Raw genomic sequence first — 24,422 nt, forward strand, 5'->3', positions numbered from 1 at the left:
GCGCACGATAACAGGCCGCATCAAGGACGCCCATCCATGCCGAACAACGCAATCCTGCGCCGTCAACGCGCTCTCGGCGGAGGGCTCGGGGTGCTCGTGCTGGGGTTCGCGCTGCTGTATCACTTCTTCCCGCGGGTGTTCCACGTCGATCCGGCGCAGGCACCGCGCCGTTCGATGTCGATGGGAACCGTGGCGCCGGCCAGCGGCCTGCAGCCGGAGCGGCTGTCGGCGATCGGCGAGCTGAATGCCGGGCCGCCACTGACGCTGGCGCCGGCGGCGGTGATTGCCGCGCGCGGCAGCCACAACGCGAACCTGCCCGAGCAGCTGAGTGCGGACCCGCCGGAGGTGCGGGCCTTGCTGGAGCAGGCCACCCGCGCGCTGCATGCCGGCCGGCTGGTCGGTGCCGAGGACAGCGCCGCCGCGTTGTTCCAGCAGGCGCTGAAGACCAAGCCGGACAGCCGCCGCGCGGTGCAGGGCCTGTTCGACGTGCGTGCGCGGCTGGTGGCGGAGATCGACCAGGACATCGCGGTGGGCGACGCCGACGCGGCGCAGGATCTGCTCGGTGCGCTGCGCACGCTGCCCAACGCCGAGACCGAAGTGACGCAACTGGAGGCGAGCCTGAAGGTCCTGGAGCAGGTGCGGCCGATGCTGGCCAAGGCCGCCGGCCTGCTGCAGCAGGGCAAGGCCGATCGGCCTGCCGGCGGCAGCGCGCTGGAGCTGTACCGCGAGGTGCAGAAGCTCGACCCGCAGAACGCGGTGGCCGAGCAGGGCATCTTCCAGGTGCAGCGGGCGGTGCTCGATCGCGCGCTGGCGGCGGTGGCGCAGAACGATTTTGCCGGAGCCGATCGCGAACTGGCCGCGGCGCAGGCGATCCGCCCCGGTTCGCAGCAGATGATCGACGTGCACAAACGCGTGGACGACATGCGCGAGCAGCGTGCGAACGGCATGCTGGCGCAGGCGCACTCGGCACTGGACGCCGGCAACGTCGAACTGGCGACCAGGCTGGCCGCGCAGGTGCGCGCGATCGCCCCGGGCTTGGCGGCGCTGGCGGCGTTCGACGAGCAGCTGACCAACGCGCGCCTGTACGCCAGCTTCAAGCCCGGCCAGGTGTTCACTGATCGCTACGTCGACCTGCCGGGCAAGACGCCGGCGATGGTGGTGATCCCCACCGGCAGTTTCCGCATGGGCGCCTCCGCCGACGACGACCGCAGCGCTACCGCGCAGCCGCAGCATACGGTCACCATCGGCAAGGGCTTCGCGATGGCGCGCAGCGCGGTGACCGTGGCGCAGTTCCGCGAATTCGTGCGCGCCAGCAACTACGTGCCCGATTCGATCCGGCTGGGCGGCGCCAGCGTGTACGACGAGCGCAGCGGCGCGCTGCGCGAGGACAGCGCGGCCAGCTGGCAGGACGACTACGCCGGCCGCAAGGCCGACGACGACCTGCCGGTGGTGAACGTCTCCTGGAACGATGCCAAGGCGTATGCCGACTGGCTCAGCCAGCGTACCGGCAAGACTTATCGGCTGCCCAGCGAGGCGGAGTTCGAATACGCGCTGCGCGGCGGTACCCGCAGCCGCTACTGGTGGGGCGACGATGCGCCGAAGCACACGGTGGAGAACCTGACCGGCTCCGGCGACCGCTCGCGCAGCGGTCGCCGCTGGAGCCACGCCTTCCGCAACTACCGCGACGGCTACTGGGGGCCGGCGCCGGTGATGAGCTTCGCCGCCAACCCGTTCGGCCTGTACGACATCAACGGCAACGTCTCCGAGTGGGCGCTGGACTGCTGGCACGACAACTACATCCGCGCACCGGACGACGGCAGCGCCTGGATCAACCCGGGTTGCCGCTCCCACGTGCTGCGCGGCGGCTCGTGGGGCAGCTCCCCGGAGCAGGTGGATTCGACCTACCGCCAGGGCGCCGACGGCGAGCTGCGCAGCGGCCGCGTGGGTTTTCGCGTGGTGCGCGAACTGTAGGTACGAAAAACCGGACTGATTCGTGATGGAGCGGGTAGGGATGATCGAGACCACGGATGTCACCAGCGGCGGGAGATCTTCGACGTCGAAGACGCGATCGAGGCCAAGCGGGATGCCCTGATCGCCGCACCGGAGCGCCGGCTCAACCAGCACAGCCGCAGCGTCTCCCCCCTTCCGGGTGCGCTGGAGCCTGGTTTGAAGCTGGACAGGCCATTCCATCGACATATAGGCAAAATGTGTCGATAAATGGTTTTTTTTTCGACGTTTTATGGGCTAATGTCGACGCCTTCGACATGTCGTCAGAACGTGTCGATGACGCGAACGTCAGTCTGCGCGGCTTCATCGTGTCAGTGACGAGTGCGTCGGAAATGGCGCTGCATTGGGGCGCCACCCGCGAGCAGATGGTGGCACGCAATATCCTGTTCGACGAGGATGAGCATTACGTGGCTCAGCTGGTGGCGGAGACAACGCCGGCGTGATCGCGCGGGTGTGCGACGCGCAGCCCCGGCCGGGTCGCGGCTGAACCCGGGCCGGTTCAGCGCCGGAGAACAGGATTCGCGAAACAAAACAAAGGCCCCGAAAGGGGCCTTGGTCATTGGTACCGGTGAGAGGACTCGAACCTCCACTGTGTCACCACAAGCGGATTTTGAGATTGATTCCCGAGAATAGGATGGGACTACGCTGGAACCCGCAGAGTCTTGCTGTGCTTGGTTTTCCAAGAGGCTAGTCCCGTCTAGCCTTACGTCCTGACCAGACCGATTGCGGCAGACTTTCCGATGCCGTGGCTCCTGGTTGGTTCCTGCGTTCGATCCCGAACTAGGAGGCGTCATGGCTAAGATCAAGCTCACCAAATCCGCTGTCGATGCGGCTGAAATCACCGGCAAAGACTACGAGCTGCGGGACACCATTGTCCCCGGCTTCCTCTGCAAAGTCACCGGCCACGGCCGCAAGGTCTTCATGCTCCAGTACCGCACGAACTGGGGCGAGCGCCGCAAACCGAAGATCGGCCAGTTCGGCGAATTGACCGTCGAGCAGGCCCGTTCGATCGCGCAGAACTGGCTGGCCGACGTGCGCAGGGGCAACGACCCCAGTGCCGCCAAGCTGGCCGCCCGCATGGCTCCCACGGTCAAGGAACTGTGCGAGCAGTTCATCGACGAATACTCCAAGCCACGTAACAAGCCCCGGACGGTCGATACCTACCAAGGCTACATCGACCGCCACATCGTGCCCGCGTTGGGCAGGATGAAGGTGCCCGACGTGACGCGCGCCGACATCACGATGCTGATGCGAAACAAGGCGCATATCGCCGTCACAGCCAATCGGGTTCTAGCCTGCCTGCGCAAGATGTTCAACATGGCCGAGGTGTGGGGCTACCGACCGGATGGTTCCAACCCGTGCCGCCATGTCCCCAAGTACCGGGAGGATGGCGAAACGCGGTACATCACCGATGAGGAACTGGGGCGCCTTTACGCCTATCTCGACCGTGCGGATGCCGAGGGTCTGGAGCATCCGACCTTGACGCTGGCGGTCCGCTTACAATTCGAGTTTTCCGCGCGCATGTCGGAAATCCGCACGCTTGAATGGGTCTGGGTCGATTTCAAGAACCGCCGCGTCGTCTGGCCGGACAGCAAGACCGGGGACATTTCCAAGCCGATGACCGAAGTGGTGTATCAACTGCTGTCGAACGCTCCTCATATCAGCGATTCGCCCTACGTGTGCCCGGCCATCTTCGACAGCAAGAAGCCACTGCCCGAAGGTACCTACTACAACGCCTGGAAGCGCATCCTGGGACGCGCGAAAGTGCCGCACGTCGGAACGCATGGCATCCGCCATCGTGCGGCCACCGATATCGCCAATTCTGGCGTTCCCATCAAGGTCGGCATGACACTGACCGCGCACAAGACCGTCACCATGTTTATGACGTATGTGCATACGGAGGACGACCCGGTTCGGGCGGCTGCGGAGAAGGTAGCCAACTTGCGGCGGGAGACCATCGAGAGCTGTGCGCCGGCTGCGCCGCCGCTGGCGGCCCCCGCCGTCGAGGATGGCGACAAGACCTTTACCAGCCAAGGCAACTATCGCCCGTATCGGCACCGCAAGCACCAGGCGCGCGCCGTGCCGCCCGGTACGAAGCGGGCCAAGGCCAAGCCCGCGCCAGAAGCGCTGGAAACGGCCATCCCCTAAATCACGCCCCCGAATTGTCGTATCGCTGTCACGACAATCCGGGGGCTTGTCTTCTATATCCGAACAGGTATAATCATGACCGAGAAACGCAAGCTCCTGTATTGGGAGGGCTCGTCGAAAAAGGACTTCAAGGAGTTCCCCATCGACGTGCAGAAGGACATGGGTGTGGCGCTGTTCGTCGTCCAGTTGGGCGGCACGCCGGATTCGGCCAAGCCCTGGAAGGGGTTGGGTTCGGGCGTGTACGAACTGATGGAAGATCACCGGGGCGACACCTTCCGCTCGGTCTATACCGTGCGGGTCGGCGACGCGGTGCATGTGCTCCATGCGTTCCAGAAGAAATCCAAATCCGGCATCGCCACGCCGCAGCCGGACGTGGCGTTGATCGAGAAGCGGCTGAAAGCAGTGCTCGCCCGCTACGGGGCGAGCGGGAGAACGTGATGACCCGTATCGACCATCCCCAAGGCACCGACAACGTGCTGCTCGACCTCGGTTTCGATGACGCCAAGGAGCTGTCGGCGAAGGCTGCGCTCGCGTTCAAGCTCAACGAACTGATCGACCAGCGCGGTTTGAGCCAGATGGCGGCTGCGACGATTACCGGCATGACCCAACCGAAGGTGTCGCAGGTGCGCCGCTACAAGCTCCAGAACATTTCGCTGGAGCGGCTGATGCAGGCTCTGGTGTCAATGGATCAGCAGGTCGAAATCGTGGTGCAGCCGGCGCGACGTGCCCATGCGCCGGGCATCACCGTTGCGGCCTGAATCGTCGCGGAGCGTCGGCATGGAAGGCGACGCTATAGCACTGCGCTGTAGGGCCATCGCCCGGGCTCTGCACTTCATGTGGGGATCCCATCAAGCAGGAACCGCCAGTGAGAACTTGGCGGCGGAGGCCTCGAAGACCACTAATGCGCCGGATGGTTTAGGCACCTGATAGAAGACGGCCGTGACGTTCTTAAGCACATTGGCCGATTTGTTCTCGATCGCTTCACGATCGCCCATATGAAAGACCATCTCCGAAATGTCATCGGGAAGCCCGTCCGTGAGTGGTCCTATGCTGATCGAAAAATAGACCCATTTGCGTCTACCCATGTAATGAGACCCGTAGATACCCGTTTCATTACCCAGCTCAACCTCGCGGTCAGAGTGTGTGAAAAACACATCCAAGTAAATGCTGGCCGGAGCGGTCAGGTCTTCGAACAAAAATCCGACCTTTTTACTCAACTCAAAATCGCCGCGCTGGGCTCTGAGATCGTAAACGACTCTCATGATGTGGGTCGGCTCACCGACACCCGAGGGCGCATAACGCCACACGTGATCTTTGATGCCGAGGTCGACTCCGTTCGCATATCGTTTGATGTGGCACGCGCCAGACTGATGAAAGCTGACCTTCATGGTTTTCTGCATCGACGTGCGTGTGGCATAGAGGCATCCGTCATTCCTGTTGCAGAAGAAGGACCAGACCTCAGAGCAGCGGCTTTCCGTCGTTTGGATGGCAAAGCGAAATATCGTTGTCATGGCGTCTCGTTGTCGTCAATCAGCCCAAACGTTCACCAAACCCGGCCGGGCAGGCGCTTGATGTCGTCATCGCTGATAAGGGGCGCAGGCCGTCCTCTGACCATCAGGGCCAACTGCCCCAGCCCTCACGCCGGTGCCGCAGCGCCTGCTTCCTGAAACCCCCGGGCGAGCAGTGCGGGTCGCAATTCCTCCAGTGCGTTGGCCGGTACGCCGAGCCATAGGAGGTTGCGGGCGCGGGTTACTGCGACATAGCCGATGCGCCCGACCTCGGTATCTACGCCGGCCAACAGCGCGTTGGCATGTTCCCGGTTCGCCAGGTACAGCACCGCATCGAGGCTTTCGCCCTTCGCCTGATGAACCGTGTCCACGCGGATTCGCGGCACGTCGTCGTTGGCCACCAGATCGACTGCGGCGATCAGTGGAGTGTTGGGTAAGCCTCTGCGTGCAAGCTTGTTGCCCAAGTTGTTCGCACTCGCCAGTCCGTGCTCCTGCTCGATCGTCGCCAACAGTGCCCTTGTCCTTTCCAGCAACTGCGGGTGCCACTGCGTGTCCCCGGTCAATGTAGCGGCAGGCAGTCCCAAATCCAGGTCGCGGGTGAACGTCCATACGAGCCGACGCAGTAACCGATCATCCGGGTAGCGCGCAGGCTGCGTGATCTGCGCGACGAGTCCCTGCGGCGGGTTGGCCAGCAGGCCGACGATGCAGGCGGCCACCAGCTTGAACGCGCCGAGATAGTCATGATGCCGATCCCGCAGGATTGCGGCCTGTGCTAGAGCCTTGACGGTCCCCTGACCCGGCGCGCCTTCATTGCCGGCGAGCCGGTTGGCCATGTCGCGACCCCGACAGAGCACCGCCGAGCATTTGAGATTCAGGCCGGCGGCCAACACCGCAGCCTGGAACGCGGCGATAAGGTTTTCGCGTTCGGCATTGCGGTAGGGCACGAAGTACGTGCCGTGCGTCGTCTCGGGCGCATCCCGGTCAGCGGTGTCGGCGCGCGTCGAGAGCCTGTTGGCAAGGTCCAGTATCGCCGGCACGGAGCGGTAATTCTTGGTCAGGCCGAGAGTGCTGACGCCTTGTCGTTTCCCGTACTGCGTCAGGAAAGCCCCGTTCGCGCCGGCGAACTCGTAGATGCCCTGATTCGGGTCGCCGATCAGCGAGATCTGGCAGCCCGCGCTGATGAACTGCTCGATGATGGCCTGATGCACCGTACCGATATCCTGCGCCTCGTCGATCAGGATATGGGGGTAGCGGCGGACCAGGGCGCGCAGGATGCTGGGCTGGTCGTCCAGCGTGCGGTGACACCAGTAACGCCCGAGGTTGTGAGTGTAGGCACCCACCTGCCCGAGGCGGCGGACGAGACCTGTCGCATACGCGGTGTCCAGTCTTTGCGTCCTGTCGTTGTCCGAATAGCAGAAGTAGACAGTGCCGCCGTCGATACCGACCTGCATCTTCGTGATTTCGCGCGGATACGTGCCAGTCTGGAACTTGAAGCCGTTGAGGAACGCTTCTCCGCCTGTCACCAGAAATGCGGCCTGCTGCGCGCCCATCGTTCGATAGGCGTGCGGATGCAGGACGTTGCTAGTGATGAATCCGTCCAACGTATCGATCTCGACGCGATCATGGGTAAATCCGCCGGACGCCACTTGCGCCAGATTCCGGTACTCCTGCCTGAACGTGTCCACCGCGACATTGGAGAACGAGAGGAGGGCAACTCGGCCCCGGTGCTCGCCGAGCTGCCGGCGCATCTGCGCGAGCCGGCGTACGGCGGTGAACGTCTTGCCGCTGCCGGCGCAGGCGATCACGGACATCTGCGCAAGTGGCGCGCCGATGATCTGCGCCTGCTCGTCGGATACCTGGGTCATGGATCGGCCTGCTGAACCTGGCAGGCATGGGCGATCGCCTTGCTTATGTAGTCCGGTACCACGCAGGCGGCGCCATCGACAAACACCTGTGCCAGGGTTTGGCCGAAGCGGCCTTTCTGCACGTTGTTCTGTGGGCGCTCGAACATGCCGCTGAACAGGGCGCGTGCCTTGGCCGCGTCGCCTTCGGCGGCTTCGACCGCCGCCGAGACCGCCTTGCTGATCTTCGGGTGTAGCTCCGTGAGAGCGGCCAGCATGGCAGTTCGGTTGTCGGCATGTAGCGCCAAGTCGTATTCCAGCGTTTTGAGTCCGTGGAAAACCTTGACGAAGGCGTCCTCACGCTCCTTCATCTTGGCGGTGTTGTCCGATACGTTCACCGCATCGCCAGGCGCTGGGTAGAGTGCTTGCGCTTCCCCGCCGCCTTCCGGTTCAGCTATCGGATCCGCGTCGGTGATGACTGCCACTGGGATCTTCAATGCCTTTTCGCCGAACAACGGCAGGAATGAATCGAAGTTCAGTCCTTCGACGCTGATCAGGCTGACGCCATGCGCGCGCAGCTTGTGGCCGCACTTCTCCGCCAGCACGCTCACCAACATTAACTCGGCGGCACCTTCGACGAAGATGACGCGCCGGGCGAAGAACAGTTCGGCACGGGTCACGTCGAGATAGCGTTCCAGCTTCTCGCGCTTTCCCTTGTCGAAGGTGATCGTACGTGGAAAGAATGTCTCCACGGAATTCCCCGTGTCGACCAGGCAGGCCAGACTGTCGAGGTCGGCGATGCTGGCGAAGTTGGGGGAATGGCTAGTGACGAACAACTGGACAGGCTTCTCGCCCTCGACCGCCTTGATCATCTCTAGATAGCTGAGCAGCACGGCTTGGAGCTGCGGGTGCAGGTGGGCTTCCGGTTCCTCGACGATCAGGCTGCGGTAGCTCGCATCAGGGTTCTTGGCCAACTCGCTAAGCACCACGGCCATGAAGATCAGATTGTTGAAGCCGAGTCCGTTCTGCTCGATCTCGAACGTATCCACCAGCAGCGATAGGCGCGAAGCAAGCCGTTGGAAGTCGCTGCCGCTCAGGCCGAGGTCGAGCACTTGGGCAAGCTGCGGACCGAGCATACTGTCGTGGCGGCCCTTGATTGCCGTGTGGGTGTTGATGACCGGCTCGTGCTTTTTTAGTTCCTCGTCGAGCTTCTTCAGCGCGTCGTTGATACCTTCTCGTCCCGCGTCGTCGGCGAGGAGCTGGAACAGGCGCGACAACTGACTGCTGCGGCTGGGCTTGAGTCCATGCGAGGCATCCCGCAATGGTGGTAGATAGACGCCGCGCAGGTTCTCCATTATGTCGGTAGTCAGGCTCAGATCCTCGTGATCGCCACACCAACGCTTGGCGCGCAGTCGGCCGGTCTTGTCGGCTTCCGAGTAGCGGATGGTGATGTGGGCTTCGAGCTTGCCAGCGTCGCCGGGTTTCAGTGCTGCGAGGAAATCGGCTTCATCATCCGCATCCAAGTCACGAAAGATGTACCGGAATTCGATGTCACCCGTTGGCACTCCACCTTTGGGTCGATACATGTCCTCGCCATCCAGTCGAGGGTAGGGTTCGTCGTATCCTGCTAGCAGCGCGCGCAGCGCATCGATGACGGCGGTCTTGCCGACGTTGTTGGATCCGACCAGAACGTTCAATCCAGGCTGGAAGCTCAAATCGACTTTCTGCAACTTTCTGAAGTTCGATATTTTCAATTGCGCCAGATACACCGCCGGTCTCCTTTGCAGCTACGTCCCTGAATGAGCGGGTGCCGTCTCTACGGCCAATCTTCGGGAACCAGCGCGGGTGGCTTGGTCCACGGCTGCTCCACCAACGCATCCTGGAACCACTGCTCGCGCAGGTTCGCATGCTCGGTGACGATCAGCTGGAAGCCGGGGACATCCTCCTGGGTGAACTTCAGTAGCAGCTCGAACAACCGACGCACCGCATCGAGGTCGGCGTCGGCTTCAGTGTTCTGCACCGAGCCATCGGCGTCCTTATAGAGCTGCTCGGACGGGAAGTAGACCTGGGTCGGCTGATCTATCAGCAAGAAACGCGGAATCGGGCGATTGTTCTGCGCCGCGAACTGGTGCAGGGCGAGCAGTGCCGACAGGTGGTAGGCCAAGTGATTTTCACCGCCACCGGTCCGGCCCATCGGGACTGGGCGTTCGGGTCGGTCGAAGATGATCGTCAACTGCGGCAAGTTGAGCCGTGCAGGGTAGGGGGCGAATTCGGCGTTGAACTTCTGGATGTATCGCGACACCTGTGAGGATATGTTGTTGAGGATCGAAGTCAGGCGTTCGTTACTGTCGTCGGCGCCGATCTGGTCCTCCAACTGCTTCACCTTGTTGCTGAGGCGGCGATTTTCCGCTTCCAGCTTGGCAAGATCCTCGTTCGGGAGGAGGGTTTCCAGGAACAGGCTGATGCGGCCGACCACGCGCGCGGCCGCGTTGTTGCGGGTGCCCATCTGGGCGATGACCTCGTTGGCCGAGATCGCCGCAGACAGCTCTACTTCCTTCTGCTTGATGTTGCCCGCGATCTTGTCCGCTTTGCCGGTCAGTTCGGTCAGATAGGCTTCGAGTTTCGGGCGCTGGCCGGTGGCGATGCGCAATTCCTTGTCGAGCGATGCCAGCTCGTTGAGCAGAACGACGGCGACCGGGGACTCCAGCGCCAGGTTCCGTTCGCTGAATGGCCACTGCCATTCGCCGCTGTCAGGATTTTTCGGCAGCGCCTTGATCGAGGCCAGTCGGTCTATCTGTTCGGCGGCCTCGCTTTCGTAGCCACCCGCCCGCTTGGCGAACTGTCGCGCCGCGTCGATCCTGGTCTGGGTGTCGCGGCGATCCTGTCGCAGCCGGCTCAGTTCTTCTTCCAGAAGCGAAATCCGGCTACCGTCGTCGTCGGGCACCGTTTCGGGCTTCCACGACAGCGTTGACCTCAACGCGTCGATGACTCCGTCGGCACCCGGGTTCCCGTCGGTGTTGCCGATGACACCGACCGTCCGAGCTTCCGAGTAGAGGCTGATAGTCTGCTCTTGCGACGTATCGATGGTATCGCGTGCCTGTTCCAGCTTCTTGTTGCTGACCCTCAGGTCCCGTTGCGTCGTGCGTAGCCTGGATTCCAGTTCGTAGCGGTCGTGGGAGGACACGCCGAGCAGAATCGGCAGCGTGTCGCGGATCGCCTGCGGCTGGAACTGCTCGTTCTGGCGGTAGAAAAGCTGGTCCTTGTTGGCGACCAGCCCCTGCTTCTGGAACAGGTAATAGAACGTGTGCTTGACGTTCGCATCATAGCTGCCGCGACTGTGTTCGAGCGCGACATCGGTACGATTCTCGGGAATGCCAAGCAAGCGCGACAGCAGTTCGCCGATGCTGTCGTCGTCGGTGTTGACCGCCAAGTCTTTGAGCTCGGGAGCCTGCAATTGGGCACCCCTCCGCAGCATTGCCGTGCTGCAACTGGTGCCGCCGCCGTGCGGCGTCGGCTTGGCGACCAGCACCTGCTCTTTCTCGAACTGGTAGATCACAGCGAACCAGGCCACCTTGTCGCGGATGACGCCTTCGGGGACGTTGAACGTGGAGCGCCCCATGCAGTATTCGATGATGTCGGAGAGCGCGGACTTGCCGGTGGATGAGCGACCGGTGATGACGTTGAGCCCGTCCACCTTGAACCGGAGGTCCCGGCGCTGGCCGTCGTGGCTGTAGATGTGGATGGATCTGATCTTCATGGACGAATTCCGAAAGTCGTATAAACGGTCGCCCGGTCGGCGATGCGTGCGAATTCTTTTCCGACGATGCGCGCCACTTTCTGGCAGGCGACGGTCTCTTCGGTTCCGTCGATGGACTTGCGTACCTTCTTGGGCAAGGTCTGGATGCGGCCATCGTCCGCGACGGCGATGCAGCCTCTTTCCATCAGCAGACCGAACCCCTCGAAGGCATAGGGCAGCATCTGCGTGACCCGGTCGGCGAAGCCCACCATGACCTGCTGGTTTTTCTCCGTGGTCTTGAGCAGGTAACTGCGTGGACTGCCGGCGATCACCTCACGCGAATCCTTGTGCAGGCACAGGGGCAGCACCAGCAGCGACAGCGAGAAGGGCATGCCGCGGGCGTCTTCTTCTTCGTAGCCATGCAGGGCGCGGAACAGGATCAAGCCGCAGAAGGCAGGGTTGAACAGGTTCCGAATCTCGATGGGACGCTGATCCCATCGTTTCATGGAGCCACTCCCAGCACTTTGCCGAGATGGCCGAGGAATCTGGGGTGCCAGTAGACCCTGGGTTCGGGCGCGGCATCGGCCAAGATGTGGAAGCTGCCGCGAAGGACGTAGGGCTCTGTAACCCGTGCGCGGATGCGCAGGGATTCGATCTTCCCGGTCTCGAACTCTGCCCAGTTGTAGAGGGTCGCACCAGCTTCGCGAAGCGCGTCCTCGGCGCTGTCTTCCCTCACTTTCTCGAACGCGACATCCTTGTAGCGGTTCCACTCGTCGGCTAGGCGGTCTTCGTATTCCTCAACCTCTCCCGACACCAGCAGGCTTTCTCGTGCCCAGGCCGACCTTTGCTCGAACGCCCGGTAGTAGTCCAGGATCGCGCTCCTGATCCGGCTGGAGGAAATGCCGATCTCCCGCAATTGCGCCACGAACAGGCGCGTGTCGGCTTCGGTGTCGATCTCGCCGGCGGGCACCTTTCCGCGGAAGGTAATGGGGAGGTTGTCCGCCTTGTATTCCTCGGCGAAGTTGGACAGCTTGTCCGAGACTTCGTAACCGAAGATTCCTTCCGCCCTGGTACCGGTCAGCTGCTTGATCACAGCATCAGTCCACCAGCCTTCCAGCCGTTCGAAGACGAACTCGCGGTGCTCGCGCCGGATGCTTCGCATGTGTTTGTCCCTGATACTTGCAGGGATGTCGCTGATACGCGGACTGCCGCCGAGGATCAGGATGCGTTCGAGAAAATCCTGCTTCTCGGAATCGCTCAGCTCGTTGAACTCCGTGGCGATCGGGCTGATGAGCTGTGATTTCGACTTGGCGAGCGCAGCATCGGCCAACATGGTCAGTGTGGCCGCATCGCCGGAGGCGACGGGTTGGTCGGGAAGGAGACGAGCAAGGAACGAGTCGGCCGATACCGTACCGGTGGTGAACAAGAAAAACCGCAGATTCGATGCGGCACGACCGTCTCGTTTATACCGCGCCAGCCATATGTTGACGGACTTCCAAAAGTCGGTCGATAAGTCGGTCAGCCTGTCGCCGACCGCCTTGTGCTTAAGCGAGGCCAGGGACTTGCCGCCGACACTGTCGACGAAATCGAGGTCGTCGTCCTTTTCCAGGAAGACGGCGGTGTCCTCAGGCAGCTGCAGCAGATGCAGCAGTGCGAGACGCGCCTGATAGATGTATCCCAGACCCTGCTCGCCGGCTGAAAACTTATCGGTGGATGCCTTGGCCATGCCCAAGTCCTTATGTCCGCTTCTTGTGGGCGGGTCCGGCGGCATAGCAGGGGAGGGCGCAGCCTTCGTTGCGCCATGGCGTACTTTAGCTTCGATTCCCCTGTGACTACGGCCGCAAACCAAGTCCCAACGCCTGTCAGTCGCCAGCAATGGTAGCAAACTAGCCAAGTTGGCTTTGGATATGCATTTTCGGCAACGTTGGCTCCATCGTTTTCGACTGTGACCGAAGTATGGAGAGTGAGAGGCAGGAACGACGCGACAGGAACCCGACAGCATCCCGACAGGGGTTTGACTGAGGTACGGTCGGCCTTCAACCGCTGCACCCTGTTCGACCTTCTTGCAGATAGGATCGATAGGCGTACTCGATCAGGTCGCGTACCAGTTCGAGCAAGCCGCTCCACGGCAGGCCGTCGAATGGATCACCGTGCGCGAGCGAGTTACGAAGCTCGGCGAGAGTCAGTCGCGAGGCGTTCCCGCTGTCCGATTCGCCACGTGTCGCCCGGTCACGGCACAACGCAGGGATGATGGACCCGCCGTAGCGTTGCGTGAAGGGAAGCTGGGTATCCGTGAGGCCATCGCCGTCTACCAGGTATTCAAGCAGGTCGTACAACATGGGGGGCCGCCTGCGCTTGTTACTTGCCTGCGCCGGTCGTTGGTGGAAGAACCCGCCATATCGGTCTGTCAACGCCAGTTCGAGCGCGGTCAGCGCGACCAGTTCGCCAGCTTTCACTAGGTCCGCGTCCAGCCACGCCAACACATAGAGTCGCTGGGCACGCCGGAACTTGTCGCCGACGATGCGCGGTATGGCAGGGTGCAGTCCACGGTCTGCGATGAACGTCCGCCATTCCTGGAAGTGGTGGAAGGCGAGCAGGGCGGCCGGATTCCCCGGTTGAGGCCACGGCATGACGAAAGGCATGTCGCCGCGGTCGATGTTGAAGGATGCGATGTCGGGGAGGGCCGTTGTGTCCATAACCGCTTTGTCCATCTGCAAAGGTCATCAATGCGATAGCGTCCCGGCGTTCCGCCGTCGGGATCGCGAGCTGCGCCCCGCGCCTCGTGCCGAGTCGCGGCCATCCGGCTTTGATCCCCCTGACGCCTCCGGCCCTTGGCGGGCCTGCGTGCTCCGCTTGCCGGCGTTGTGGCGTAGTGGTGGACGGTCTTGTTATTTCCCTTCACGGTATCACGGCGTGCTCGCCGTCAAGGGCTGCGCGCCGATGGCACTTGCGGCTGCCCACCTTCGACCCCAGACAGCTTGTGTTGCGCCGTGAGGGCCCCGGTTTCGGGCAATGCTGCCCGAGCAACAGGGGCACGATTGTGTCGCATGCTTCCTCTCTTTCCGATGCCTCGCTGTTGGTGCGTGGTGCACGTGGCCGTTATCTGCCGGTGACGGCCGAACAGAGTCTTTTGGCGGCACGCCAGCTCGTTGGCCGGAAGATGCAATGCGGTGCGAACTTTAGTTCGCCAGTCGACGTGAAGGTGTACCTGACGGCAAAGTCGGCAGCCTCAACCACGGGGTATTTGCAGTCCTGTTTTTCGACAGCCGCATCAGTCTAAGCAAGGTTTCACCAACCCGAACCACTCACTTTCACGGCAACGCAGGCATCAGCAGCCCCACGACACCGTTTGCTCATCGAGACGGATGCGTGCCCCAAACCGACTGGTCGCTCACGTCACCCTCGACGACTCGGTTGCGCTGGATGTGGGCAAGGTTTGCTTCGCGGTCGGCTGGCGCAAGGGATGAACCCTCGTCCACTGCGTTCCCGCCTTCCAGCGTCCGCACGGCGGCCGCTTCCAGGTGCTGCCAGCCTTTTCCCGCTTCGCGTCCCGAAGCCCACGGCGCAATCCGGCGTCGAGGGAGAACAAGACATGAGCATCATGCGCGACGTCCTGGGGCACTACACGATCACCGGCCCGCAAACGGAGAACGACATCCTTAAGGCTGCAGAGGACATCCTGCGCCGCAAGCTCGAACGCCTCGGCAGCGTGGGCAACCCGAAAGATAGCTCAGACTTCTTGCGGATGAGGCTGGGTGCCCTGAAAGCCGAGCAATTCCACGTCATGTGGCTCGACAACAGGCATCGCATCCTGGACGTCCAGAAGCTCTTTGACGGCACCGTGGATGGCGCAAGCGTCCACCCGCGGGAAGTCGTACGGGCAGCGCTCAACGTCAACGCCAGCGCAGCCATCCTGGCCCACAATCATCCGAGCGGAGTTCCCGAGCCCAGCGCCGCCGATCGCGCCATCACCCACGAGTTGCGGGACGTTCTCCAACTGATCGGCGTGCGGATCCTCGACCACATCGTGGTCGGCGCCACCGAGACAGTGAGCATGGCAAGCCGGGGCCTCATCTGAGGCCCCGCTACTCAGATCACTTGGCCGCCTTCCGGGCGGCCTTTTTTGCTGGCGACTTCTTCGCCGCCGCCTTTGCCGTCGACTTTTTGGCCGACGTCTTCGAGATCAAGAGCGATTCAGCAGTGACACCCGATTTCTTGAGGGCTGCCTGGAACCATGCGGGAGACTTTCCGTGGCCCGTCCACGTCTGCGATGCATCGGCAGGATTGCGATATTTCGGGACGCCGGCTCCAGCTCGCTTGCCGCGTTTGCCACCGCGAGCGGAATAGACGTCTGAAAGTTGGAGTCCCGCGGCTTTCAGGATGCCGTCGATTTTCGCTTTGACGTTCTGAATGTGTTCCGCGCGGGCGGTTTTCATTCGTGATTGAGCTTGAGTGATCAGCGTCTGAAGTTCTTTCGGCGAGAGTCCGTCGAGTTTGACAGCCATCAAATATCCTCATTCATAGTGATCTGCACCTGAGAGATTAGCGCGAAACCGGGTAGGGCTCGCGCGTCCCCTGTGGGCCAGGTGCCGGGTGCTCCGCACGCGCACTGCGTTGCGCCCGTTCCGGCCTGACCCCCTGACGCCTCCGTCGACCTGGAGTCGTCTGCGCGCGCTGCTTGCCGAAAGCCCGTTCACCTGATTCACGAAACGGGACTCGTGGGCCGGGCACGATAGCGGTTACTCCTCGATCGGCTCGGCGCCAGTCGAAAACATCACCCATCGAGCATGCGCAGCACGAAGCGGCCTAGCCGCCGGGGCCACAGACGCCGAATCCATCGTTGTACGCCAGTGTTTGGTGAGCGAAACGGTCTGGTCAGGAGCGATCGGCACGGAAGCAGGGGTGGCAAGAAGTGCTCAGAGGTTCCTGGCGTTGGGGCGGTTGCTCAATCGAGCGACGGTAGCAGTCCGCGACCCGCGCAACCCACAAGGGGTGCTCCACGGTGTTTCGCCCTGCGTTCCTCACTGGCGTTCGTTCCTTCGGTGCTGCAGGTCTTCTCCGGCCCGCTGTCCTGGGCTCGCGCAACCGCGCTACCCAAACCAAGAGAAGCACCATGAGCAAGAACACCGCCCCCAAGACTGCCCTGAAGACCGCCGATCGTCTGGACGCCTTCACCGTCCGCGAGTTCACCGAAAAGGCCACTGGCGAAATCCGTCACGACTGGAACCGCATCGGTGTCGCGTTCCCCAACAGCGACGGCAAGGGTTTCCGCGTCGTGCTGACGAGCCTCCCGATCGATGGTGTGATCGTCCTGCGCAACTACGAGCCGAAAGAGGCCACGGAGTAACCCGCCTGCACCGAACCGGCCCTGCAGGGCCGGTTTCGTTTTGTTCGCGGGGAGGGGCGACCCCTTTTAAGGCCCGGCCTCATAATATCGAGGGATGACACAACCAAACACAGAATCAGTCGGTGCCAGCCCCCTTCCTCTTGATTTACAACTTGAGCGCTCCAGGCAACTGGTCACGTGGCTACGCACATCTGTAGGTCGCATAGGGATTCCAAAACAGACGCGGGCTATATTGGTCGCACCATCGATTCAGCTCGCGCTTGCGCACCATGCAGCGCTTGTGACTTTAGCTGAAGGTAACTACAGAGCATCCTTGCTGGCGCTTGTTCGTCCCGTATACGAAGCTTATGTGTGGTCAGCGTGGACGCTTCGCATCGCGACCGATGATCAGTTGCGGCTACTGGCGGAGGGCAGGCTGACCACTGGGCTGGAAGTACGAATTCGTGCGCTGGATCGTGCGGGGTTCTTTGATCAGTCCATGCTCATCGACATGAAGCCTTTGATCAGGCGAATGGATGGATTCGTGCATGGGGGATTTGAACACATGCGATATCGCATCCATCGCGATGCCGTGATTGCGCGCTACCCAGATGGCCTGATTGTTGATGCACTCCAGGTGGCCGACCTATTTGCCGTCATGGCTTTATTGGAAGGGCCGGCCATGGCGCCGGATGTAGAGCTCGGAGACCGACTGGACGATGAGTCGAGGATTTTGCTTGGGCTGAGCTCCAGCGAAGAGCGCATCGTGCAAATAGATGACAGGCAGGAATAGGCGGTGGACGTCACCCTCATTCCCTTCGCGCTGCGCGAATCTGACCAGCGGTTCGTTGGCGTAGGCGACGTGGCCGCCGGTCTCGCCTGCGGCTGCATCTGTCCCTCGTGCAAGTCGCGGTTGATTGCTCGGAAGGGTGCCATCAAGGTCTGGCACTTCGCCCACGCCAGCCGCGCGGATGGCCAGCAGACCGAGACTGATTGCGATTACTCGTGGGCGGTCGGTGCGGCTCATGGCCCGACAGCTGGTCAGTGATGGACTCCATCTCGAACTGCCGCCCGTCGCTGACAGCGTCGAAACGGCTGATCAGTGGGGGCAGGTGATCCACCACGCTTACCTGGTGGCACCAGCGCAAACGGTCGCCATTGATCAACCTCGCATCGACGCCCCATTTGTGGGCGCACTCGTCGACGTGCTCGCATTTGTCGATGGCTGCCCGTTCGTCATCTATTTCACGTATCCGGGCCGGTCTGTGCCCGAGGCTCTGAAAGCACCAGCGACGCCATGCGCCGGCGTCGTGGCGATCAGCCTTGGACAGCATGCCTTCTCACAGGACGGAGCCGCTGACCTGGATGATCGCCAACGGCTGACCGCCTTCCTCAGGGGGCACCTTGCATCCAAAGTGTGGGTCCACCATCCCGAGATGCCGGGCAAACGATCGGTAGAGCTCGAACAGCTGAAGGTGCGATTGAACGCTCAGCGCTCCATGGCTCCGCCGCGCAACACAAGCTCGCGAGGCGAGCCAGCCGTGATTGCGCCACGAACGTATGCACCGATTCAAGCACCACCGGGAGAAACTCCGCGGTATGTGTGCGTCAATTGTGAGTTTCGATGGGGTGATTCAATGGGGGGCGGAGTCCCTGCCCGCAATGTGGCTCGCTCTTCATGACGACCTTTATCCGGTAGTCGTCGCTGATCAGCAGGGTGCTTCACAGATTACCGTTCGCGGGAGAGTCGTCCTTCGCTCGCCATCGTACTAACAAACGGGCTCGTCAAGATGCGCCCATCTTGAGCGTCCCTGGCGTAGCCGGATTGCGCTGTCGTGCTTCGCATCGAGCCACCTGCGGCGTCTCGCCCCTTCGGGCTTCCATCGCTGACACCTACGGCCCGGATTCCTCGATCCGGGCCTGCGCGCTTCGCTTGCGTAGGGTTCGCGCCAACGCAGCAGCCGTTGCCTGTCGATCCGCCTTTCCTGACTTCATCCCCTTGTCCGCGACTGTAGCGCGCGGCCGTGCGCCATCAAGGCGCGCCGGGCCGTGTCCTCGGCTGCGCCTGCGGGCCGCACCCACCCGGCGCTTTCCTCCTTGACCGCACCCGTCCGCGCGCTCCTGACCGTCGCGGGCGATGAACTCAGGAAAGACGGTGGCAACGAGGCCGGCCCAGGTCTCCGCGCCGACCCCACCGGAAGTCCAAAGCGGGCTCCGAATCTAGGAATCCGGTGGGGTTTCAACAGCCAACCTTTGTCAGGAGAAAGACAATGCAACTCGCTTCCCGTTTCGCTTCTCGTTCGCCGGTACTGCGCTCGGAACGTCCCTTGTCGGATGACCAGATTCGTGCCGTGGCCCTGTCCATCTTCGCGGATGCTCCGCACGAAAGCCGCTCGCAGCGGTACAGCTACATTCCCACCGCGACCGTGCTGCAAGAACTGCGCGGCGAAGGCTTCGAGCCTTTCATGGTATGCCAGACCCGCGTGCGGCAGGACGACCGCCGCGACTACACCAAGCACATGATCCGGCTGCGCCACGCCAGCCAGATCAATGGCTGCGAGGCTAACGAAATCATCCTGCTGAACTCCCATGACGGCACGAGCAGCTATCAGATGCTCGCCGGCATGTTCCGCTTTGTGTGCCAGAACGGCCTTGTCTGTGGCGACACGGTGGAGGACGTGCGCGTACCCCACAAGGGCGACGTAGCCGGGCACGTCATCGAAGGCGCTTATGAAGTCCTGCACGGCTTCGACCGGGCGCAGAAGTCCCGCGATGCCATGCAAGCCATCACGCTGGACGCCAGGGAATCGGAAGTGTTCGCCCGCGCCGCGCTGGCGTTGAAGTACGACGAGGACAAGCCCGCGCCCATCACGGAATCGCAAATCCTGATGCCGTGCCGTCACGACGACAGCCGCTGCGACCTGTGGAGCGTGTTCAACCGCACGCAGGAAAACCTCATCAAAGGCGGCCTGTCCGCTCGCGCCGCGAACGGTCGCCGCCAGACCACGCGCCCGGTGCAGGGCATCGACAACGGCATCCGCCTGAATCGCGCCTTGTGGCTGCTGGCCGATGGCCTGCGCCAATTGAAAGCCTGAATCCCCATGCGGCAGGGGCGGGCAGCAGCCCCTGCCGCTTCTTTCGCCGCTGCATCCCAGCCGATAGGAGTCACCACCATGAACGCCGTCACTCAATCCGGCACGGAACTGGCACAATTCGCGCCGGAACACGTCAACCGGCTGGCGAAGCTCAAGAAGGCCGACATTGCCAGCGAAGCCGAACGGCTGGCCGAGGGCACTGGCTGGATGCCGGCCGTGTTCGAGACCGGACACGACACGGAGCCGCAGGAAGGCGCGCAGGGAACGGCGAACGAAGCGGATGCGCCGGAAGAGGCCACCGAGGAGGAGGCGGCACGCACATGCCTTGTGCGTGGTACGGTAATCGGTTGCCCGCTGAGGCGGCAAGGTTTTGATGACGCGCCCCGCCGCAATGGGCAGGGCACGTGGGGCTACGCCCCGACTTGCTGCGGCAGGTTGTGCGAAAGCGTGCCGTCTTCGACGCTGACGGTTCGTTGTCCGCACGTCACGAAGGACGGATCACCGACACGCCGCTCGGCCTTGCCATGGAGCTTCCAAACCACGCCTCAACCACGTTGCCGCAAGCTGTGGCAGGGGCGTTCTCGCTCGTCGTTGGGGTGTTGACCTTGTCCGCGTCAGGGAACGAGCCGGTGAAACCGTCCCGCGGCGATGCCGAGTCAGCCACGTCTCCTTTCGGGGGAGGTCGTCCCATGCGTCCTTTCGCTGTTGTGCATCCTGGCGGGGGCGCGGCTGCGCCTCGGGCTTCATGGCCGCAACCGTCCGGCACAAACAATTTCCCCTCCGCTATGCGGATTCCTCGCGCAACAAATTCTTTGCGCCTCCCGGTCCTCCACTGCGTTGCGGCCGCAAGCGGTGCAGCCCGCCCGACCCCCGCCGATCGGATCACAACAAGGACGCGATGGGCGCGACCTTGGTTAACCCGAAAGGAGAAAGCATCATGGCCAACATCGGCACCTTCACCGCTCAGAACGACGGCTTCACCGGCACGGTCCGCACCCTGACGCTCAACGTCAAGGTCAAGTTCGTCCCCAACGACAAGGGCAGCGAGAACGCCCCCGACTTCCGCATCCAGGCGGCCGGCGGCTACGACATCGGCGCGGCGTGGAAGAAAGTCAGCCAAGCCGAGCGACCGTACCTGTCCGTGACCCTCGACGACCCTTCGTTCCCGGCGACGATCTACGCCCGGCTGATCGAGGAAGACGACGGCACGCACAACCTGATCTGGTCGCGCAGCAAGCCTACGGCCTGACGGCCGCCCACAGCGTCCCGCCCCTCGCGGCGGGGCGCTGTCTCACGCTTCCACGTTCATCAAATAGCGCATCACGCCGCAGCAGGAGGCAAATCGTTCAATCGAGCACGTTCGACAATCATCCGCGCGGCTTCCAGCGGGGTGCATTCCAGATCCACATAGCCATCAATCGAGAACGTGCCACTTATATCGGCGTGATCGAAGCGCATGAACATGATCGCGTGATCGTTTTTATTCTTGATGATGTTGCGGATCGCACGCCATTCCAGCCCACACCATTCCTTGCTCTCGTACTCTGCGCAGAGAAAAACGACGACCAGGTCCGAGTTGTTGAGATAGATGCGCTGTAGCAAAGTATCCAGGTTGGGACGGGCAAGCTGGGCGGTGAAGTCCTTATCGTAAAAAACTGCATCGCGCCCCAGCCTCTTCTTTACTTCCGCAGCCACCGCAGCAACGTATTCTCGCTTTTCACCAGGGAAAGACAGGGCAACCCGGAATCGCATCTCTTCGACCCGACCGGGTGGACGTCCTTCACCCACGTAGCTCGAATCGACAAGACCAACTGAGGCAAGCAGTTCAAAGAGGTCCTCGTCTTTCACTGCCCAATGGGTGCGCGACATCTCCCACCCTTGAATATCCAGCTTGATCGCCAATGGCTTTAGCTGGGAGAACGAAAAAGCCGGGATGCTTTCATCGAACTCGTACTCGATGAGAATGCTGCGGCCGCGCTCCCTGATTGTCCGGATATATCCAACTCGCACAATCTCGTCATCGCCCTCGTAGGTGAAGAGGGTCGGCAGAGATTTCAACTCTTCAAGCGCATTCGCATCGAGCTTGGCAAACTTCGCCTTCAGGCTGTCTGTGGTGTATTCCAGGAATCGCGTTCGATCATATTCGTATGCAGATAAGTCCCATGCGCCTTCCGCAGCCGTAACAAGCAAGTTATACATGGCATCAACGTTTCGTAGTTACGGGGCGCAGCGATTGACGCGCCGACAGGTTCATTCGTTGTCTTCTTTGGTGATTCCCCGCAGCTCTTGCCTCACCTGAGCCCATAGTTGATCGGCCTTGCGTGTGCTGTCGCCGGCATAGGCCAGCGTCAGCAGTGTGAGCGGGTGAATCTCCATGACCTCGCACAGCTCGGCCAGCTTGTTCAGGGTCGGGCTTTTCAGGTCGCGCTCCAGCGTACTCAGATAGGTGCGGCTCGACACGTCGGAGAACGCTTCCTGACTCAAGCCGCGCGCTTTCCTGACCGTCTTCAATGCCGCCGCCAATGCGAGTTTCGCTGCCACCTATGGTTCCTCTTAAAAACCAAGATGACAACTGATTGCGCTCTATAGGGCTACAATCTATAGTGTTCATTTCATCATGACGCCTTCCGTATCCGTGTCTTTGCGGATTTGCGCATCTACGGATGACGCCAAAGCCGGAGAGCCGCATCCGTGTCTTTCCTACATTCCACGATGCCGTTTTTGCGCTTTCGTGCCTGTACGGATGAACGGGCTTGCACATCTGCGCTTTCGCACGAAAGCACGATGCCGGATCGGCGGATGCGTCCATCGGTGGGAAGTTGCCCCCGTGCATGCGCGGTTTGGTGCAGTTCCGAACTGGCATTGACACAAGCGGGGTCGATACGCCGATGGAGCGTATCCTTGCATGGGCCGTAGCCATGAATCCCCTCATCACTGACGGCGAGCGCACGCGACTGCTGGCCAACGGTCAGTCCCGCGCCGCCGCGGGAGACTTCGATCCTTTGCCGGTCGTCAAGCTGTTCACGCCGGACGCGCACGCGACCTGGCTGCTGGCCGCGCTCGATCCCGTTGATGGCGATACGGCCTGGGGCCTGTGCGATGTCGGCATTGGCATGCCCGAGCTGGGCACAGTGCGGCTATCAGACCTCGCGTCCATCATCGGCCCGTTGGATCGATCGATCCTGCGTGATCGGTATTTTCAGCCTACGCGCACGCTGTCGGCATACGCACGGCTGGCCCGCCTCAACGGGTCGATCCTTGACTGATCGACCCCGGTGCGCGTGATCCAGGCCCCGGCAAGCCGGGCGCATTGTGTCTATTTAGGTCTGGCTCCAGATCGAATCGAAATCAATCGCGATTGCTGCGCCGTTGCGGTGTAGACCAGATCGAAAGAGTCGCTATCGCACGCTCGATCTTGTGCACCGTGTCCGGTGCGGCGCGCGAAAAACAACACGCGCCGCTGTCGCACTCGGACGAGCCACGTAACACGCCGGAGCCAAACGGTCTTGATTTTCTCAGAGTCTCGCCTATCGACATGATGCTTTGGCGATAGCGCGCTGGTTTACGGATGCCCGTGGCGATGTCCTGCCGATCGACAGGAGCCGCACCATGACCGATTCGCATGAACCCTGGCATCCCAGCGCTGCCTACCTGTACGTGCTGCACCTGGACGGCCCGACACTCGCTTGGGAATACCTGCGGCGCCATCCCGACTACCGTCGCGACTGGCGGCGCCATCATCGCCGCGGCGATGCCGTAGCACAGCGCTGGGGCTTGCATGGGCTGGAGAACCCCGCCCTGGATGCGCGCGACGCGCATCCAGCCTGGTGTCCCAAGCCGGCCGGTGTCGTGCAGCTCCACCCTGACCTCGCGTCGACGTCAGACGCGACACCATTCGATCTCTGGCGCATGGTCGGCCACAAGCACCTGTTCCATGATGGTCAGCACTTGGCACTGACCGTCTGGGTGCCGGGCCGATGGCGGCGCTTTGCACTCGCGCCGGCTCTGGTGCATGGCATGCCCTATGTACGTGCCGTTCACTCCAATGATCCCGAAATATCATTTCCTGCGGACGAGCATGCGCCGTGGGCCTGGTGTGTGGCCCGACCTGGCCGCACCACACTGTTGGAGGCGCACACCTTGCAGGCGTTGGATGGCACGCTGACGGGTGCCAGGCTGCGCGAAGTGGCCGAGGCGCTGTACGGACTGGCGGCTGTCGCGGCCGATTGGCACGCCGACAGCGCGTTGCGCGCCCGCGTGCGTCGGCTGGCACAGCGCGGCACCGTACTGATGCGCGGAGGCTACCGTCGCCTACTCCAGCACGCCCCCGCTGCACAGGGACGTTTGCACGTCCCTGCAAAACGTCCCTGAGCAAGCTGCCGATCTTTCCCGAGACTGCCTCCCTCTGGCCGCGCCATGGCGGCCGGTGCTCTCAACCGATGGAGGCTCACCCCATGCGACTCGCTCCCGTGCCGCCCTATGCCGCCCGCACCGCGGCTCCACAACCCGCCGCGACCGCCCAATTAGCGCGCTATCTGACCAACGACGAAGCCGCCGACTACCTGCGGCTGTCGCCGCGCACGCTGGAAAAACAGCGCGTGATCGGTGGCGGGCCACGTTTCCGCAAGTTCGGCCGGCGCGTCATGTACGCCGTCGCCGATCTTGATGCCTGGGCCGATGCGCGCAGCTTCGAGGCCACGTCCGACCCCGAGTACGCCGAGCGGCACTCGGCCGACAGCCGTGCGCGCTGACCGGCGGTGC

General features: G+C 62.4%; 25 protein-coding genes and 1 pseudogene. 16 read left to right on the top strand and 10 right to left on the bottom strand.

Features of this window, described 5'->3' with window-relative positions; genetic code table 11:
- Positions 1-36 precede the first annotated feature (36 nt).
- The 5 genes from RHOOR87_RS0103300 (at position 37) to RHOOR87_RS0103320 (ending at position 4,913) form a co-directional block, all read left to right on the top strand.
- Positions 37-1,971: a formylglycine-generating enzyme family protein gene (locus tag RHOOR87_RS0103300; protein ID WP_027484214.1), complete on the top strand. Its 1,935-nt coding sequence runs from the start codon at positions 37-39 to the stop codon at positions 1,969-1,971.
- A 293-nt stretch (positions 1,972-2,264) separates the two neighbouring features.
- Positions 2,265-2,450: a hypothetical protein gene (locus RHOOR87_RS0103305; RefSeq protein ID WP_155950905.1), complete on the top strand. Its 186-nt coding sequence runs from the start codon at positions 2,265-2,267 to the stop codon at positions 2,448-2,450.
- A gap of 349 nt (positions 2,451-2,799) precedes the next feature.
- On the top strand, positions 2,800-4,155 hold the full coding sequence (locus RHOOR87_RS0103310; protein WP_027484216.1) for a site-specific integrase: 1,356 nt from the start codon (positions 2,800-2,802) through the stop codon (positions 4,153-4,155).
- A gap of 75 nt (positions 4,156-4,230) precedes the next feature.
- On the top strand, positions 4,231-4,593 hold the full coding sequence (locus RHOOR87_RS0103315) for a type II toxin-antitoxin system RelE/ParE family toxin (RefSeq protein WP_027484217.1): 363 nt from the start codon (positions 4,231-4,233) through the stop codon (positions 4,591-4,593).
- A complete protein-coding gene (locus RHOOR87_RS0103320) occupies positions 4,593-4,913 on the top strand; it encodes a helix-turn-helix transcriptional regulator (RefSeq protein WP_027484218.1) in 321 nt (106 codons plus the stop codon). The genes RHOOR87_RS0103315 and RHOOR87_RS0103320 overlap by 1 nt, the downstream gene beginning before the upstream one ends.
- Positions 4,914-5,003: 90 nt before the next feature.
- Here the strand turns inward: RHOOR87_RS0103320 and RHOOR87_RS0103325 are convergent, their stop codons facing one another.
- The 7 genes from RHOOR87_RS0103325 to RHOOR87_RS0103355 form a co-directional block, all read right to left on the bottom strand.
- Positions 5,004-5,666, bottom strand: coding sequence for a hypothetical protein (locus RHOOR87_RS0103325; RefSeq protein ID WP_027484219.1), 663 nt, complete (start codon positions 5,664-5,666; stop codon positions 5,004-5,006).
- Positions 5,667-5,791: 125 nt separating this feature from the next.
- A complete protein-coding gene (locus RHOOR87_RS0103330) occupies positions 5,792-7,528 on the bottom strand; it encodes an ATP-dependent helicase (RefSeq protein ID WP_027484220.1) in 1,737 nt (578 codons plus the stop codon).
- The gene (locus RHOOR87_RS0103335; RefSeq protein WP_027484221.1) at positions 7,525-9,273 is read right to left on the bottom strand and encodes an ATP-dependent endonuclease; all 1,749 of its coding nucleotides are present in this window, start codon (positions 9,271-9,273) and stop codon (positions 7,525-7,527) included. The genes RHOOR87_RS0103330 and RHOOR87_RS0103335 overlap by 4 nt, the downstream gene beginning before the upstream one ends.
- A gap of 47 nt (positions 9,274-9,320) precedes the next feature.
- Positions 9,321-11,261, bottom strand: coding sequence for a DUF3732 domain-containing protein (locus RHOOR87_RS0103340; RefSeq protein ID WP_027484222.1), 1,941 nt, complete (start codon positions 11,259-11,261; stop codon positions 9,321-9,323).
- On the bottom strand, positions 11,258-11,746 hold the full coding sequence (locus RHOOR87_RS0103345) for a three component ABC system middle component (protein WP_027484223.1): 489 nt from the start codon (positions 11,744-11,746) through the stop codon (positions 11,258-11,260). Before RHOOR87_RS0103345 ends, RHOOR87_RS0103340 begins: the two co-directional genes overlap by 4 nt.
- Positions 11,743-12,966 (bottom strand): ABC-three component system protein, encoded by a 1,224-nt coding sequence (locus tag RHOOR87_RS0103350; protein WP_027484224.1) that lies wholly within the window; start codon positions 12,964-12,966, stop codon positions 11,743-11,745. Before RHOOR87_RS0103350 ends, RHOOR87_RS0103345 begins: the two co-directional genes overlap by 4 nt.
- A gap of 310 nt (positions 12,967-13,276) precedes the next feature.
- Entirely contained in the window at positions 13,277-13,951 is a 675-nt protein-coding gene (locus RHOOR87_RS0103355) for a hypothetical protein (protein ID WP_231381710.1), read from the bottom strand.
- Positions 13,952-14,832: 881 nt separating this feature from the next.
- On the opposite strand from RHOOR87_RS0103355, the gene radC reads away from it, so the two are divergent.
- Positions 14,833-15,318: a DNA repair protein RadC gene (radC, locus tag RHOOR87_RS0103360; protein WP_027484226.1), complete on the top strand. Its 486-nt coding sequence runs from the start codon at positions 14,833-14,835 to the stop codon at positions 15,316-15,318.
- 16 nt (positions 15,319-15,334) lie between these two features.
- Here the strand turns inward: radC and RHOOR87_RS19725 are convergent, their stop codons facing one another.
- A complete protein-coding gene (locus tag RHOOR87_RS19725) occupies positions 15,335-15,745 on the bottom strand; it encodes an H-NS histone family protein (protein ID WP_081699982.1) in 411 nt (136 codons plus the stop codon).
- A gap of 608 nt (positions 15,746-16,353) precedes the next feature.
- Here RHOOR87_RS19725 and RHOOR87_RS0103365 point away from each other — a divergent pair.
- The 7 genes and pseudogenes from RHOOR87_RS0103365 to RHOOR87_RS0103385 all read left to right on the top strand — a co-directional run bounded on the left by RHOOR87_RS0103365 (position 16,354) and on the right by RHOOR87_RS0103385 (position 20,910).
- Positions 16,354-16,587: a hypothetical protein gene (locus RHOOR87_RS0103365; protein WP_043795337.1), complete on the top strand. Its 234-nt coding sequence runs from the start codon at positions 16,354-16,356 to the stop codon at positions 16,585-16,587.
- Positions 16,588-16,681: 94 nt separating this feature from the next.
- A complete protein-coding gene (locus RHOOR87_RS20220) occupies positions 16,682-17,359 on the top strand; it encodes a hypothetical protein (protein ID WP_155950906.1) in 678 nt (225 codons plus the stop codon).
- 3 nt (positions 17,360-17,362) lie between these two features.
- Positions 17,363-17,614: a competence protein CoiA family protein gene (locus tag RHOOR87_RS19565; RefSeq protein ID WP_027484229.1), complete on the top strand. Its 252-nt coding sequence runs from the start codon at positions 17,363-17,365 to the stop codon at positions 17,612-17,614.
- Positions 17,592-18,248 carry a hypothetical protein gene (locus RHOOR87_RS20225; RefSeq protein WP_155950907.1) on the top strand — a complete coding sequence of 219 codons (657 nt, stop codon included), beginning with the start codon at positions 17,592-17,594 and terminating at the stop codon, positions 18,246-18,248. The genes RHOOR87_RS19565 and RHOOR87_RS20225 overlap by 23 nt, the downstream gene beginning before the upstream one ends.
- Before the next feature lie 588 nt (positions 18,249-18,836).
- Positions 18,837-19,661 carry a DUF932 domain-containing protein gene (locus RHOOR87_RS0103380; RefSeq protein ID WP_027484230.1) on the top strand — a complete coding sequence of 275 codons (825 nt, stop codon included), beginning with the start codon at positions 18,837-18,839 and terminating at the stop codon, positions 19,659-19,661.
- Between the two features lie 108 nt (positions 19,662-19,769).
- Positions 19,770-19,976: pseudogene (locus RHOOR87_RS19730) on the top strand (chromosome partitioning protein ParB); the annotation flags it as partial.
- Positions 19,977-20,598: 622 nt separating this feature from the next.
- The gene (locus RHOOR87_RS0103385) at positions 20,599-20,910 is read left to right on the top strand and encodes a DUF736 domain-containing protein (protein ID WP_027484231.1); all 312 of its coding nucleotides are present in this window, start codon (positions 20,599-20,601) and stop codon (positions 20,908-20,910) included.
- Positions 20,911-20,981: 71 nt separating this feature from the next.
- On the opposite strand, the gene RHOOR87_RS20230 is transcribed toward RHOOR87_RS0103385, so the two are convergent.
- Together RHOOR87_RS20230 and RHOOR87_RS0103395 are read right to left on the bottom strand one after the other, a co-directional pair.
- Positions 20,982-21,860, bottom strand: a complete 879-nt coding sequence (locus RHOOR87_RS20230; RefSeq protein WP_155950908.1) for a TIR domain-containing protein — start codon at positions 21,858-21,860, stop codon at positions 20,982-20,984.
- Between the two features lie 51 nt (positions 21,861-21,911).
- Positions 21,912-22,202, bottom strand: a complete 291-nt coding sequence (locus tag RHOOR87_RS0103395) for a helix-turn-helix transcriptional regulator (protein ID WP_081699983.1) — start codon at positions 22,200-22,202, stop codon at positions 21,912-21,914.
- Positions 22,203-22,579: 377 nt separating this feature from the next.
- Here RHOOR87_RS0103395 and RHOOR87_RS0103400 point away from each other — a divergent pair, with 377 nt between their 5' ends.
- From RHOOR87_RS0103400 to RHOOR87_RS0103410, 3 genes are all read left to right on the top strand, one after another.
- Positions 22,580-22,927, top strand: a complete 348-nt coding sequence (locus RHOOR87_RS0103400; RefSeq protein ID WP_027484233.1) for a DUF2958 domain-containing protein — start codon at positions 22,580-22,582, stop codon at positions 22,925-22,927.
- A gap of 343 nt (positions 22,928-23,270) precedes the next feature.
- A complete protein-coding gene (locus tag RHOOR87_RS0103405) occupies positions 23,271-24,032 on the top strand; it encodes a DUF2285 domain-containing protein (protein WP_027484234.1) in 762 nt (253 codons plus the stop codon).
- 83 nt (positions 24,033-24,115) lie between these two features.
- Entirely contained in the window at positions 24,116-24,412 is a 297-nt protein-coding gene (locus tag RHOOR87_RS0103410; RefSeq protein ID WP_027484235.1) for a helix-turn-helix domain-containing protein, read from the top strand.
- Positions 24,413-24,422 lie beyond the last annotated feature (10 nt).

Source organism: Rhodanobacter sp. OR87 (assembly GCF_000473345.1).
GTDB lineage: Bacteria > Pseudomonadota > Gammaproteobacteria > Xanthomonadales > Rhodanobacteraceae > Rhodanobacter > Rhodanobacter denitrificans.